We start from the raw sequence: 13,381 nt of genomic DNA on the forward strand, positions 1-13,381 counted from the left end.
CGAGCGATAAGGCCGTTATGATTGCGGCTTTATGGCCGAATCTCAACCGGCGCGTCGTCGAAAATTTTCTGCCGGGTCAACCGACCCGCTGGCGGCATGATTCCGGTTGAGATCATTACCCGTTATAAACCATCGACTTGAAGAGTGTTTGCAATGACTGACAACAATCAGACGAATCCGCGTGTCGCCCTGACAACCCGTTTGGGTACCATCGAAATCGAACTGGATGCGGCTAAGGCTCCGGAAACCGTGGCGAACTTTCTAGCCTATGTGGATAACGGGCATTACGTGGGCACGCTCTTCCATCGCGTCATTCCAGGCTTCATGGCTCAGGGTGGCGGTCTGACCCCAGACATGGAGCCAAAGAAGACGATGCCGCCGATCCGCAATGAAGCGGACAACGGCTTGAAGAACGCGCGCGGAACCATCGCCATGGCGCGTACCGGCGATCCGCATTCCGCCACTAGCCAGTTCTTCATCAACTTCAAGGACAACAGCTTCCTGAATTTCACGGCGCCCAACCCGCAAGGTTACGGTTATGCCGTATTCGGCCATGTCGTGAAGGGCATGGACGTCGTCGATGCCATGGCGACGTTGCCCACCGGCCGCCGCAGCGGTCACAGTGACGTACCTGCCGAAGACATCGTCATCACCCAAGCTGCCCGTGTGACCGAATAAATCGTGATGCGCGAGTCTCTGATCATTGCGGACCTGCATCTGTCGCCAACCAATGTGGCCGCGCTAGGTCCGTTCAAGGCCTTCCTGGCACGTGCCGAACAGGCCGATGCGGTGTACATCCTGGGTGATTTGTTCGATTACTGGGTCGGTGACGACCAGCCGGTCGACCCGGGGACTTCGGCGGCGCTTGACGGTCTGGCGGCGTTGCCGTGCCGTAAGTATCTTCAGACCGGCAACCGGGATTTCCTGATCGGTCAGGCTTTGCTGGACCGCATCGGGGCCGAGCTGCTGCCTGAGGTGCAAGAGTTGGAAAGCGGTGGTCAGCGGATGGTGCTGTGCCATGGCGACAGCCTCTGTACCGATGACGTCGCCTATCAGGCGATGCGCCAGCAACTGCGCTCGACAGCATTTCAGTGCGATTTTCTGGCTCGCCCGCTGGAAGAGCGCATCGCGACGGCCCAGGCGCTGCGTGCACGGAGTCGCTCCGAATCCAGTTCGAAGCCGGAAGATATCATGGACGTCAATGCCGACGCCGTCGATGTGCTGATGGCCGAACACCTGGCCACCTTCCTCATCCACGGCCACACCCATCGTCCGGCGATCCACCGCTTGCCAAAGGGCCGCGGTCGTATCGTAACGGGCGACTGGGGCGCATACGGCTGGCTCGTCGCGATCGGATCGGAGTCCATCACCCTCGAGCGGTTCGACGAGTCCACTTGCGACATCGTCGACCGAGTGGCTCTGGATGCTTCGAGGGCCAAGGACATGCCGGCATGAATCTTCCGCTGTTCCTGACCTGGCTGCGGATTGCCGCCATCCCGTTGTTGGTCCTGGTGTTTCTCTTTGCGCCAGAAAGCGCCGCCCGGCCTTTGTCTGCCTGGATTTTCGGTCTGGCTGCCGCCACGGACTTCCTCGACGGGTATCTGGCCCGTCGCTGGAATCAGCAGAGTTCGTTCGGCGCCTTCCTCGATCCGGTAGCGGACAAGCTGATCGTGGCCGCCGCCCTGATCCTGCTCGTGTATGCGAATGGTGACATCTGGATCGTGCTTGCGGCGATCATCATCATCGGGCGGGAGATCCTGATCTCCGCCTTGCGCGAATGGATGGCAGAAACCGGTAATCGGGCGGCCGTCGCGGTTTCCCAGCTCGGCAAATGGAAAACCATCGCGCAGATGTTCGCCATCATGTTCATGCTGAACTGGTTCCCGCTGTGGGACGTGATTCCTGTCTACCAGATCGGCTACTGGCTGCTGATGGTGTCTGCCGTGCTGACGCTCGCCTCCGGCGCCTTGTATGGCATGGCTGCCTGGCGGGCCGTGCGTGCGCAACGCGCCGCCGGGGACTGATTGTTCATGTGGCGGGTTCCCGTACGTATCGTTCGTCTGGGTTATCACCTGCTGCGCGGCATCACGCTGAGTCACTTGCCGCACCCCCCCATGCAACGGCGGCGCATCGCCCAACAGTGGCTGGCCGATCTCAATCGCGTGCTGGCCGTGGATATCTCTATCCACGGTTCGCCGCCCGATCCCGACGCTGCGGCCCTGTGGTTGCCCAATCATGTCAGCTGGCTGGATATTCCGCTACTGGGCGGCATGCGTCCGGCGCCCGTATTTCTGTCCAAAAGCGAGGTAGGGGACTGGCCGGTCGTCGGCAGGCTGGCGCGTGCCGCGGGTACCCTGTTCATGAGACGGGGCAGTGGTGCGGATTCTGCCCGAGATGCGCTGGCCGAAGGGCTGACTTCCGGTCGACACGTCGTGATCTTTGCCGAGGGGACCACCAGCGATGGTGCGGATGTACGTCGGTTGCACCCCCGCCTGATCCAGCCCGCGATCGACGCTGACGTGCCAATCCAGCCGGTTGCCCTGCGTTTCACGACCGAGACGGGCGCACTGGATCGGCGGGCCGCCTTTATCGATGACGACCATTTGGTTGGGTCGCTCTGGCGGGTTCTGCGTGCCCGGCGGCTGCAGGTGGCGGTGCATTTTCTCGATCCGATTTTGCCCGGCGAAGCGGCCGTCACCCGCGACCAGATCGCGCGCCTCGCGGAACAGCGCATCCGCCATGTCCTGAAAAACGCGGCATCGGACACATCGTTCCCCGCAAATCCCGTTTCCTCGTCTATCCTACGTTCATAAAAATTTCCGGGATCCGTCCCGGGACCTGAAGAACAACCGGAGAGAGGGCGCCTTTTGAGCCAGTTCATGCCCATGCCCGCGCTGTCAGGGTCGGACCCTGAAGCCAAGCGGGCTGAGATACGCACTTACTATCACCAGACCTCGGACCTGTTCGAACGCCTGTTTGACCTGCTCGCCACGGACGAAGCCTTTTATCTCCGGCCTGAGTCCTTGCGCCATCCGCATATCTTCTACTTCGGTCATACGGCCGTGTTTTTCGTGAACAAGCTGGTGCTGGCCAAACTCCTGCCCGAGCGGATCGATTCCAAGCTGGAGTCGATATTCGCGGTGGGCGTGGATGAAATGAGCTGGGACGACCTGAACGATGCCCATTACGACTGGCCAACGGTCGAAGCCACGCGCGCCTATCGGCGGAAGGTTCGCGCGGCCGTCGATACGCTGATTCAGAGCCTGCCCCTGCAACTACCGATCACCTGGGAATCGCCATTCTGGCCCATCCTGATGGGGATCGAGCACGAGCGCATCCATCTGGAAACCTCTTCGGTGCTGATCCGTCAGACGCCGCTTCACTACCTGGACGCCGAACAGCGCCACCACTGGCCCATCTACCCCGAATCGGGTTCCGCGCCGATCAACGCGTTGCTGCCCGTCCCCGGCGGCCCGGTGAACCTGGGCAAGCGCGACGATTTCTACGGTTGGGACAACGAGTATGGTCGCCATGAGGTCATCATCCCCGATTTCACCGCCAGCCGGTATCTCGTGAGCAATGGCGAGTATCTTGCCTTCGTCGATGATCGCGGCTACGAAACCGACAGCTGGTGGGACGAGGAGGGGCTTGCCTGGCGGAACTATCGGCGCGCGATGCATCCCGTATTCTGGATCGCGGACAACAACCAGCCGCACGGATTCCGATATCGCGCGCTGGCCGAGGAAATTCCGTTGCCGCTGGATTGGCCGGTGGACGTGAATCAGTTGGAGGCGGCAGCTTTCTGTCGCTGGCTTTCCGCGAAGAGCGGGATGCCGGTGCGATTACCCTACGAGGACGAGTGGTATCGTCTGGCCGATGTCGCTGCCGTACCGGATCACGACCAATGGCCGCTTTCTGCGTCTGAGGGATTGCCCGGTGCCAATATTGCGCTGGCGCATTTTGCTTCGGCCTGTCCCGTCGATCGGTTCGCCCATGGCCCGTTCCATGACGTGGTCGGTAACGTCTGGCAATGGACCGGCACCCCGATCTATCCCTTCGACGGATTCAAGGTGCATCCCTTGTACGACGACTTCACCACGCCAACCTACGACGGTCGCCACAACCTGATCAAGGGCGGCTCGTTCATCAGCACGGGTGACGAAGCGCAGTTGTCTGCACGCTACGCATTCCGGCGGCATTTCTTCCAGCATGCCGGTTTCCGCTATGTGCAGAGCGATTACAGCGAGCATCTGCCCACGGGCGTGTACGAGACGGACAGTCTCGTCAGCCAGTATGCGGAATTCGGTTGGGGGGACCGGTATTTCGGCATCGAGAATTACCCGGCGGTTTGCGCGCGCAAATGCATTGAAGCCATGGGTGACCGACCCAGGGGGCGCGCGCTTGACGTGGGTTGCGCGACAGGGCGCAGTACCTTCGAGTTGGCGACGGCTTTCGAAACCGTCACCGGTCTGGACTTCTCCGCCCGATTCATCCGCGTGGCCGAGCAGATGCGTGGAGAAGGGCGAATTCGCTATGTCGTGCCGACCGAAGGGGCGCTTGTCGACTTCCGTGAGGTGCCCATCCCGGAAGCGCTGGCGGCTTATGCGGACAGGATCGGTTTCTGGCAGGCCGACGCCTGCAACCTCAAGCCGCAGTTCACGGGCTACGATCTGATCTTTGCGGGCAATCTGATCGACCGTCTGTACGATCCCGCCAAATTTCTTCGCGAAGCCGTGGCACGGCTCAACCCCGGCGGCTTGCTGGTGTTGAGTTCCCCCTATACCTGGCTGGAGGAACATACCCCGAAGGGGCAGTGGCTCGGCGGCTACAAGGAGGATGGCGAACCCGTCACCACGATGGCCGGCCTCACCGCGTGCCTAACGCCTACCCTGCGGCTCGTCTCGCGTGAGGACGTGCCGTTTGTCATCCGTGAAACGGCGCGCAAGTTCCAGCACAGCATCGCCGAACTCAGCATCTGGGAAAAGACGCCATGACAGGCCCCAGCGAATCGGGCAGCGCGCCAATCGATTTCGATCATCCGATCGATCGGGCGGGAAGCGACTGCGTCAAATTCGACGCGCGCGCCGCCGTGTTCGGCAAGTCGGACGTCCAGCCATTGTGGGTGGCGGACATGGATTTTCCGGCACCCGCCTGCGTTCAAGACGCGCTTCGGGCCCGCGCGGCCCATCCGATCTACGGCTACACGGTCTATCCCCCGGCCTTCTACGCCGCGATCGCCGGATGGTTGGCCCGTCGTCATGACTGGGTGGTTGATGTGGCATCGATCGTGGCGCTGCCCGGCGTCGTGCCGGCCATGAACCTGATCGTGGGGGCGTTGAGCGAGCCCGACGACGCCATCCTCGTCCAAACGCCCGTTTATCCACCGATTCATCAATTGGCCGGGAATCAGAACCGCCTTGCCCTGGAAAGCGCGCTGGTGTGGACCGATCAGGGCTACGAGATCGACTGGTCGGACTTAGAGACCAAGCTGGCGCAAGCACGGCTCTTCGTGCTGTGTGCGCCGCACAATCCGGTCGGCCGAGTCTGGCGACGGGACGAACTGGCACGCATGGCCGAATTGTGCGTCCGATATGACGTCTGGATTCTGGCCGACGAGATTCATGCGGACCTCGTGCATGCACCCCATCGTCATGTCCCCATTGCCAGTCTGTCGCCGGAGATCGCCGAACGGTGCATCACCTTGCATGCCCCGTCCAAGACCTTCAACGTGGCCGGCCTCAATACCTCGTTTGCCATCGTCGAGAACACCGATCTGCGTGCGCGTTTGACGTCGGCCCTGAATCGAAGCGGCCTCACCTCGGGCAATGTGTTCGGAATCACCGCGTTGATCGCCGCCTATTCGAACGGCGAACCGTGGCTTGAGCAATTGCTGAGGCAATTGCAGCGCAATATCGACTTCGTGGTCGACTTCATCGAACGGCACATCCCTGCCATTCGCGTCCAGCGCCCGGAGGCCACCTTTCTGCTCTGGTTGGATTGCCGCGAATTGTGCCGGACATTTCGACTGGACGATCGGGCCTTGAACCGATTCTTTATCGAGCAGGCGGGTTTGGGACTGAATGCGGGAATCAGTTTTGGCGCACCGGGCAGCGGGTTCATGCGGTTGAACATCGCTTGCCCGCAACCGCAACTGGCAACCGCCATGCGTGCCTTGCAGGCTGCCGTCGCCAACCTGTCCTTCCGATCGCATTCAACCTGCTGATATTTCAGAAACTATGGAGGATATCCGTGTCAGAGCGAATTTCCGAGATCACGGGATTCCTACTTCAACTGGATGCTTTGAAGTCGGTCAATCGACGCACCTACATCAACGGCGGTGAGCGGGTCGAGAATTCCGCGGAGCACTCCTGGCATCTGGCGATGGCCTGCTGGGCCTTCGCGGAACTGCTTCAGGAAGACTATGACGTCGCCAGGTTGATCAAACTCGCCTTGATCCACGATCTCGGGGAAATCGAAGCGGGGGATACGTTTTTGTACAGCGCGAATAGGCGCGATGCCCCTATCGAAGAACGCAAAGGCGTGGAAAAAATCGCTGCCCACCCCGGCAATCCCATCAAGAATATTCTTCCGCTATGGGACGAACAGGAACTGGGACAATCGCGGGAAGCGAATCTACTGAAGGTGATCGACCGACTGCTGCCGTTCCTGCACAACATCACCAGCGAAGGGCGTGCCTGGCGAGACAATGGCATCCGCAAGGAGCAGGTACTCAAGATGCATCAGTTCATAGAGACGGAAAATCCAGAAATTTATGAGTGGTTTCTGTCGAAGCTTGACGATGCCGTCGAGCAGGGTTGGTTGGCCGACACCTGACATCAGGTGTTACGGGAATTTGGTGGAATATTATTTATATTCAGTTGGATATTGCATGCACCCAAAGTGATTTCAGGTCTGTAATCCAGTCCTCAAAAAAGCCTTGAATTCCTTCATTATTGGCTTTGGAATGGATTTCTCAGCATGTACCCGCAACAGGTGGATGGAGTGGCACACTGTCGCATCCGGGCCTGTCCGTGCCGCTTCGATGATTCGGTGGACCGAGGCATCAAACAACTCCTCGGGCCGATGGCGCACCGCATCGTAGACTATCATCAGGGCTGCCTGCTCGCTGGCCGTCATCTTGCATTTCTGATCAAGGATTTTCAGGGCGACTGCTGTGGTGCAATCGACTTGTTGCGGGGTAAACGCCGCCGCTGTTGCCCAGCGAGCTGCAGGATGTATGGCGCTTTCGTCGATCTCGGTTGATGCTTCCATCGCGTTACCGTTCCGTTACCCAGCTTGCCAGCATGTTTCACCCAGAGCCATTCCGAAGGCGCATTCGTCGGGCGTATAGGCATTGATCGACAGGGTGCCGATACGGCCGGAGAAAAGGTCGCCGCTGAACATGGCCTTGATCGGTCGTTGCCGCTCCTGAGTCGATTTCCCCGCGAATCGCGCACTGACAACATGCATGTCGATAGCATTGCCCAGAGCCAGAATATTGATCTGGGCATCGGGCATCAGGATCTGCATTCGTTCTCGGATCTCGTTTTCGTTCATCTTGGCCGGGGAGTGAAATTGTTCTGGTGGCGTACCGGGTTCGTTTTCCCAAATGTCTGGTTTCAATCTTTCTGACGCCGGTGCGTGATTCTGTCCTCGGGTCGATGCAGGACCATTGCCATTGAAAAAGCAATCTTGATGCCAATGTCTATCCTTATGATTTTTCGTGCGGTTCTGTGATGCTGGCGTTTCATCAATGTCAGACTGGCGACATTTTGTTCGTTTTGAACAGGGCTTGTGCGCATTCGACAAAACGCAAGCGCACATAGAGATTCGCTTTTTGCTTCAAATGATCAGGATCAAGAACCCGGAATGATGGTCGTCGAAGCGGATAGGTCGCTCAATTCGTGAGGGGCGTGGCGGGTGCATCGCAGCGAATGGTGCGGCTGCCTTGTGTGTGATTGAAATATTTTGGTTCGGGTGTTTTGATCCGACAGACTGCCTGAGAAATTGGCCCTGTCGATCGAGGTGCTTCGTTGGAACCTGCTATGGCTTCCAGGTAATCGCCAGGCCGAACGATCAGATTTGGCGGGAGCCGAACCTTCCAATGCATCCAGGAATCCGTGCCGGGCGAGCATTCGCCGATGGCTATTCTGCCTTGGCGCAATTCGTTGTCGGTTATGAAGCTGTTGCGATTTTCCTCCGCCTTGGCTGCATCGTAATCCCAGGTGTGTAGCAGGGAAAAGGCTTCTACCCGCATATCACCGTTCGCGGTAATCGGCCCGCATCGGAAGAGATGTTTCCAGCTCCCGTGATCAAAGTATTCGTCTGCATTGCTAGGGCTGATACGACGTGCCAGTCCGAAAAATCGACGGTAGGACATAGATCCGCCCACTGCCTGCCTGGCATTAATCTCGAGCACTGTGTCCGGTTTTATGCGCATGCCGATGGGGAGGAGGATAAAACCGAACCGTCGGTCCGATAGGGGGTGGGGACCAGCCGAGTAACAATGGGCGAACCATACGCGTTCGTCCTCGACGGCCGTACGGGTTACCCCTTGCAGCAGTCCCAGTGAGAGACCTGGACGGTATTGCAGCTGGGTACGTTCCGTGGGAATTGATGTGACGTGCATCACGAAGCGTCCGCCGGTTGCCGGATAGGTTTCGCAGGCGGATAGAAGCGTTGAGAAACTGCTGATAATGAGCAGTTTCACAATATACGTGTTCAGATTTGTGGGGAGAGACAGAATACGCCCCATATTACTCGGTAGCGTTGTCTGTTTACTCATGCTCATTTGGGGTTTATTAGAATGCGCCGTAGCCAGCAGGTGGCTTCATCACAAAGGGTTGGGCACCGAAATTGACCTCCCATGAGGTATACGAAGGTGGTGCGCCTTTACGGGATGAGCCGCTGGCGAACACACAGGCCCTGTAAAGTTTGCCCGCGGCCAGAGGAATGCCGTTCCCGCTGTCTGGTTGGCCAGTCAGCCAAGCCCCATTGATATGTGCATACATCTGATGCTGGTCGAGGTCGGCAGCGATGCCGAAGACGTCTCCATCCTTGACCTGATAGGTTCGACCGTAACCCATGGCCAGCACCGCGCCTGGCAATCCTGCTGATTTCCCATCTCGAGACAGACACAGGCCGATGTTTGAGAAGGCATGCCGAGTCGCGGCGCCATGGATGTCGATGGTGCCTTCGAAATAGAGCTTGCCGGCGGTGTAGGCATGGTTTGACCAGCCGTCATTCATGGCGCCGTAGTTTTGACGGATCAATCGATTGCCGGCGTTGCCCCGGTTCAGACTCTGCAGGATGGCGAGGGGTGCATCGTTCGACGGTTTCTGTGGTCCGGGCGGAATGAACCGACTGGTTTGGTTGTCGATTCGGAACCCGGCCGAAGGCGCCTCGTATGATGTCTGGAAGCCGTCTGGTTTCGCCCCGGTCAACTTTTCGCTGAGCTGGGCGATGTCGATTCGGGCTTCCTCGGTAGGTTTTGTCGGCGTTTTCGGCACGGAGATCTTCCATTTCAGCGGCAGTTCGCTCGTGCGCGCGATGGTGGTCGGCACCTTTCTCGATCCGGAGAACGTGACGCGGGAATCGTAATACCCGAAGACCAGGACCTGCTTGGGTTGCGCATTGTTCGCGGCATGTATCTGCCAGTCCACAGGTTCATAGGAAAGCAGGATGAGGAGGGTGTTTGGCTTGCTGACAGTAATCCGCACCGGATACATCGCGTGCTGATTGGCGCGGTGGGTTGCGCCATAGGTTGCTCCCTGATAAACCGAGATTACATGGACTGCAGCTCCCTGGGCGGGAAAGGGTGGCTGATCGGGCGTAACGACTGTGACAACCTGATTGGAATTTCGCGGGAATCCGGCAATGGAAACCTGTGGGTCGAGGGTGACGACTTTGGGCGGAATCACTTTCGGTGTGCCGCTGATTGGGGCGCGAATGGCGGGATTTGGCGCGGCGGCCGTTGATTTGGGCAAGAACGGCCGTAGTTGGTCGGGAATGTCGCTATAGGCGATTTCTGGATAGAGCGGTGAAAATTGCACGACGCGCCAGGCTTTGTCGGCATCACTGCCGCGTTTCAGGTACATCATGCCGATATTTACCGGGACACCTTCTTCACGCAGCGCCTGCATGGCCGGAAGGTGCGTTGCAATCTGTTCCGTCCAGGGCGGTGCTTCCGACAAGGTGGCTTTTTCGTACACCATGACGCGGCCGGATTCCTGATCAACGCCCATGAACTGCAGTTTCATGCGACCGGCGGGGATACAACCGCCGCCATATTGCTGCAATTTGAGCATATCCATGAAAGCGGCCGGAATCCGATAGCGTATACCGGCCGGGTTCTGTGTGTTTTCAAGCGGTGAGGTGGGAATATCGACGGGCGTTGTGTCCGATGTGCTGACGGATTTTGGCTGTTCGGTGACCAGTATCTCCCTGCTTGCCAATCCCGCCTGTTCCAAGGCAAAGAGGATGTGGAGGTTTCTGGCCATTCGCGTGTATTCATAGCCTTTCCGCCCATCCCGATCCATGTAGGTAACGACAAACTCCTTCGTTGTCGTCGTGGCGCTTCCCGCCAGGGTACGGTCATCGCTTGACCGTTCCAGACGAAGGGGCAAGCAGGCAATCTGATCGTTTCGACGCACACGATTGTCGTTCATCCACGCCTCAAGCAACTGGTCTGTCTCCGCCCCGGTCGGGAGGGGGGGATTTTCCCGATCGGACGCCCCTGACGTCGATGACCGTGCTTTCATGGTGTTTGCGGCCGTTGCCAGTTCCTGTTGGAGTTCCCATGGGGCGCGCCATCCTTCCTGGGTGCGGAGCACCAGTACGGTATCCAGTTTGTCCTCGGTCAGTTCAGCCAATTTTGGGAAGAGTTGTTTCGCTTCGGCGGTAGCGGTCCAGGCGGGTCTGTCCAGCACACGATTGCGATAGGTGACAGCAAAAACTTCGTGGTCGAGCATGCGCTCTTCCCGTGGTTCAATCCGTTCGATGCCGGCATATTCCCGTTTGCCGGTGCTCAGGCAGAGTGAACTTGCATTTTTCTGCTGACTGGCCGCATAGCCTGCCCAGGTCATTCGATAGTTTCGGGCGGATCGTGGCCCTTCGTCGGTATCGATTGTGACATCAGATGCAGCAAGAAGCCCCTGTTTCGCAAGATAATTCAGCTGTGTGATCTGCTCGTCGCGTTGGGTCTGATATGGGTAATCAGTCTTGAGTAGCAGGGTAATATCAAAACTGTTCGGTGTGGTACGCAGCGCGATGCCCGGACGGCCATTGATTTCCGGTTTGGGCAGGCGGAGGTTGATGGGCAGACACTGTGTCCGGTTCAGACGATTTCGCGCCGTCCGTTTAGCCTGAATCAGGACGGCCGGCTCCATGGCCTCGGCAACGGGGGCGCGCGGATTATGGCCGACGAGGCCCTGATTCCATGCGTACCATAGTCCATAAGTGGCGATTGCCAGTAGGGTGACGGCCAAGAGAATGCCGGCGGATTTGGCATTGGACGTGTTCATGGAGCCTCCTGCAGTTACCGAATGCCGTGCCCTTTACTTTCCATCTAAGGGGTTCGCGCCTGTTGCGGGCTATCAACTCGGCGATGGCGCTGGCCGCATCAATGCGTTGAGATCGTTTACTTATCAGGCAGGTTAGCCGCTCATAGGCTTGTTGAACAAGTATTTGTGCTGTTTTCGACTTCAATTCACCTGTTCGTTGGATGACTCGTGGTCGACCTGGGCCAGGGCATCATGCATCGAGAGATAGAGGTTCTCGGCACCGATGACGGCAGTGATGCCATGGCGGTCCATGTCGCCGCGAAGCCCCGGTGTGACACGTGCAAACATCATCTGGACGCCGCCTTGTCGAAGTTCCGCGAAGAGCTCGAGCACGGAACGTGCTGCCGAGTAATCGATATCCGTGATGGCGCTTGCATCGAAGATGAGCCAACGGACGGGATGGGGCGCCTTATCAACCAGTTTTCGAACTTCGTCCGTGAAGTGGTAGTCGTTGGCATAGAACAGATCCGCTCCGAATCGGTATACCAGCAGCCCCGGTTGGGTTTCCGCCCCCGGCCTGGCGGGGATGGGCAGCCAGTGGCCAGCGGCATCGGGCAACAGGATGGCGGTATGCGGTCGGTAGCTGTGATAGACGTGACGGAGGAGGGAAAGCACGGCGGCGAGGAGGATGCCTTCCATGACGCCTGCCGCGACGACCGTCGTGGCCGTAACGAGTGCGAGCAGGAATTCCCCGGTACTTTCGTGGCGCATGCTCCGCAGACTAGGAATGTCGATCATGCTTACAGCCACCAGCAGGACAATGGCGCCGAGCACGGCATTGGGCAGGTAGGCGATCGGCGCGGTCAGGAACAGAAGAACGACGGCCACTACGGCCGCAAATACGAGTTGAGTCCATTGGCTGCGTCCGCCCAGGGCGTCTGCGAGGGCTGTTTGCGTGGGACTCCCATTGACGACGAAGGTCCCGCTCAACCCCGCGACGGCCTTGGCTGCGGACAGCCCCAGGATATCGGCATTTTCGTCGAGACGATCCTGGTGCTTTACCGCGAATCCCCGGGCCGAGGCGGCACTCTGGGCAATGATGATGACCACGCAGGACAGGGCGATCGGCAGGACTTCCATGAACTCATGAATCGAGACCTGCGGTAACCCCAACGTGGGCAACCCGCCGGGAATGGGCCCGACGGTCGCGATGCCATATTTCGTGAAGTTCAGAAAATAGCTTGCGCCGATACTGCCCAGCACGACGATGAGCGGCACGGGTAGCGCGGGAAGACGGGCTCGTCCCCAACCGATGCCGATGAGGACGAAAAGGGAGACGAGGACGGTGGGCAGATTGATCTGGCCCAGGTGATGGAAGACCTGGATGATTTGCTGAATGCTGTCCTGTGCCGTGACCTTGATGCCCAGAAGATCCCCAAGCATGGCGATGGCGACCTGAATGCCGACCCCGGCGAGAAAGCCGATCAGGACCGTACGGGACAGAAAATCCGCCAGAAAGCCCAGTTTGAAGAGACGGGCGAGCAGCAGGATTCCGGCAGAAAGCAAGGCGACCGTGCCGACGAGGGCCACGTATTTCGCGCTCTCCGGCGTGGCGAGGGGACTGATTCCGCTGGCGAGAATGGCGGCGGTGGCCGAGTCGGCCGCGACGACCAGCTGTCGGGACGAACCGAAGATGGCAAAGGCGAGGAGGGGCAGGAAGATCGTGTACAGGCCGGTCACGATGGGCATGGCGGCAATGTGGGTGTAACCCAGGACCTTGGGGATGTCCATCGCGGCCAGGGAGAGTCCGGCGGCCGTGTCCCGCCGGATGGATTGCCGAGACAGCGGCAGCAGGCCGGAAAAGAAGCGGATCGTCATCG

13 protein-coding genes are annotated in these 13,381 nt (G+C 59.0%); 8 read left to right on the top strand and 5 right to left on the bottom strand.

From position 1 onward, the window contains the following. The first annotated feature begins 153 nt into the window (after positions 1–153). The 7 genes from A9404_RS02420 to A9404_RS02450 all read left to right on the top strand — a co-directional run bounded on the left by A9404_RS02420 (position 154) and on the right by A9404_RS02450 (position 6,834). Positions 154–678: a peptidylprolyl isomerase gene (locus A9404_RS02420; protein WP_066098332.1), complete on the top strand. Its 525-nt coding sequence runs from the start codon at positions 154–156 to the stop codon at positions 676–678. Between the two features lie 6 nt (positions 679–684). After that, positions 685–1,455, top strand: coding sequence for a UDP-2,3-diacylglucosamine diphosphatase (locus A9404_RS02425; RefSeq protein ID WP_066098336.1), 771 nt, complete (start codon positions 685–687; stop codon positions 1,453–1,455). Continuing rightward, a complete protein-coding gene (gene pgsA / locus A9404_RS02430; protein WP_066098338.1) occupies positions 1,452–2,024 on the top strand; it encodes a CDP-diacylglycerol--glycerol-3-phosphate 3-phosphatidyltransferase in 573 nt (190 codons plus the stop codon). The genes A9404_RS02425 and pgsA overlap by 4 nt, the downstream gene beginning before the upstream one ends. A 6-nt stretch (positions 2,025–2,030) precedes the next feature. After that, positions 2,031–2,813, top strand: coding sequence for a lysophospholipid acyltransferase family protein (locus A9404_RS02435; RefSeq protein WP_066098340.1), 783 nt, complete (start codon positions 2,031–2,033; stop codon positions 2,811–2,813). A gap of 66 nt (positions 2,814–2,879) precedes the next feature. Then, positions 2,880–4,994 carry a 5-histidylcysteine sulfoxide synthase gene (gene ovoA / locus A9404_RS02440; protein ID WP_066098343.1) on the top strand — a complete coding sequence of 705 codons (2,115 nt, stop codon included), beginning with the start codon at positions 2,880–2,882 and terminating at the stop codon, positions 4,992–4,994. Next, entirely contained in the window at positions 4,991–6,223 is a 1,233-nt protein-coding gene (locus A9404_RS02445) for a MalY/PatB family protein (RefSeq protein ID WP_066098344.1), read from the top strand. The genes ovoA and A9404_RS02445 overlap by 4 nt, the downstream gene beginning before the upstream one ends. 26 nt (positions 6,224–6,249) lie before the next feature. Next, on the top strand, positions 6,250–6,834 hold the full coding sequence (locus A9404_RS02450; protein ID WP_082922672.1) for an HD domain-containing protein: 585 nt from the start codon (positions 6,250–6,252) through the stop codon (positions 6,832–6,834). A 72-nt stretch (positions 6,835–6,906) separates the two neighbouring features. Here the strand turns inward: A9404_RS02450 and A9404_RS02455 are convergent, their stop codons facing one another. The 4 genes from A9404_RS02455 to A9404_RS02470 all read right to left on the bottom strand — a co-directional run bounded on the left by A9404_RS02455 (position 6,907) and on the right by A9404_RS02470 (position 10,499). After that, the gene (locus tag A9404_RS02455; protein WP_066098346.1) at positions 6,907–7,272 is read right to left on the bottom strand and encodes a hypothetical protein; all 366 of its coding nucleotides are present in this window, start codon (positions 7,270–7,272) and stop codon (positions 6,907–6,909) included. Between the two features lie 15 nt (positions 7,273–7,287). Beyond that, positions 7,288–7,530 carry a BolA/IbaG family iron-sulfur metabolism protein gene (locus A9404_RS13505; RefSeq protein ID WP_066098347.1) on the bottom strand — a complete coding sequence of 81 codons (243 nt, stop codon included), beginning with the start codon at positions 7,528–7,530 and terminating at the stop codon, positions 7,288–7,290. Positions 7,531–7,897: 367 nt separating this feature from the next. Continuing rightward, entirely contained in the window at positions 7,898–8,791 is an 894-nt protein-coding gene (locus A9404_RS13295) for a hypothetical protein (protein WP_156521206.1), read from the bottom strand. A 10-nt stretch (positions 8,792–8,801) separates the two neighbouring features. After that, positions 8,802–10,499: an SPRY domain-containing protein gene (locus A9404_RS02470; RefSeq protein WP_197490403.1), complete on the bottom strand. Its 1,698-nt coding sequence runs from the start codon at positions 10,497–10,499 to the stop codon at positions 8,802–8,804. Between the two features lie 288 nt (positions 10,500–10,787). Between A9404_RS02470 and A9404_RS13510 the strand changes: the two genes are divergently transcribed. Continuing rightward, positions 10,788–11,039: a hypothetical protein gene (locus A9404_RS13510; RefSeq protein ID WP_197490404.1), complete on the top strand. Its 252-nt coding sequence runs from the start codon at positions 10,788–10,790 to the stop codon at positions 11,037–11,039. Between the two features lie 663 nt (positions 11,040–11,702). Here the strand turns inward: A9404_RS13510 and A9404_RS02475 are convergent. After that, complete coding sequence (locus tag A9404_RS02475; RefSeq protein WP_066098353.1) at positions 11,703–13,379, bottom strand: SulP family inorganic anion transporter; 1,677 nt, start codon at positions 13,377–13,379, stop codon at positions 11,703–11,705. Positions 13,380–13,381 lie beyond the last annotated feature (2 nt).

It is taken from the genome of Halothiobacillus diazotrophicus, from assembly GCF_001663815.1.
In the GTDB taxonomy this organism is placed as follows: domain Bacteria; phylum Pseudomonadota; class Gammaproteobacteria; order Halothiobacillales; family Halothiobacillaceae; genus Halothiobacillus; species Halothiobacillus diazotrophicus.

What these genes read in the sequence shown, in the direction of transcription:
- A9404_RS02420 (WP_066098332.1), top strand. Translation starts at nt 154, where the DNA reads ATGACTGACAACAATCAGACGAATCCGCGTGTCGCCCTGACAACCCGT.
- A9404_RS02425 (WP_066098336.1), top strand. Translation starts at nt 685, where the DNA reads ATGCGCGAGTCTCTGATCATTGCGGACCTGCATCTGTCGCCAACCAAT.
- pgsA (WP_066098338.1), top strand. Translation starts at nt 1,452, where the DNA reads ATGAATCTTCCGCTGTTCCTGACCTGGCTGCGGATTGCCGCCATCCCG.
- A9404_RS02435 (WP_066098340.1), top strand. Translation starts at nt 2,031, where the DNA reads ATGTGGCGGGTTCCCGTACGTATCGTTCGTCTGGGTTATCACCTGCTG.
- ovoA (WP_066098343.1), top strand. Translation starts at nt 2,880, where the DNA reads ATGCCCATGCCCGCGCTGTCAGGGTCGGACCCTGAAGCCAAGCGGGCT.
- A9404_RS02445 (WP_066098344.1), top strand. Translation starts at nt 4,991, where the DNA reads ATGACAGGCCCCAGCGAATCGGGCAGCGCGCCAATCGATTTCGATCAT.
- A9404_RS02455 (WP_066098346.1), bottom strand. Translation starts at nt 7,272, where the DNA reads ATGGAAGCATCAACCGAGATCGACGAAAGCGCCATACATCCTGCAGCT.
- A9404_RS13505 (WP_066098347.1), bottom strand. Translation starts at nt 7,530, where the DNA reads ATGCAGATCCTGATGCCCGATGCCCAGATCAATATTCTGGCTCTGGGC.
- A9404_RS13295 (WP_156521206.1), bottom strand. Translation starts at nt 8,791, where the DNA reads ATGAGCATGAGTAAACAGACAACGCTACCGAGTAATATGGGGCGTATT.
- A9404_RS02470 (WP_197490403.1), bottom strand. Translation starts at nt 10,499, where the DNA reads ATGGCCAGAAACCTCCACATCCTCTTTGCCTTGGAACAGGCGGGATTG.
- A9404_RS02475 (WP_066098353.1), bottom strand. Translation starts at nt 13,379, where the DNA reads ATGACGATCCGCTTCTTTTCCGGCCTGCTGCCGCTGTCTCGGCAATCC.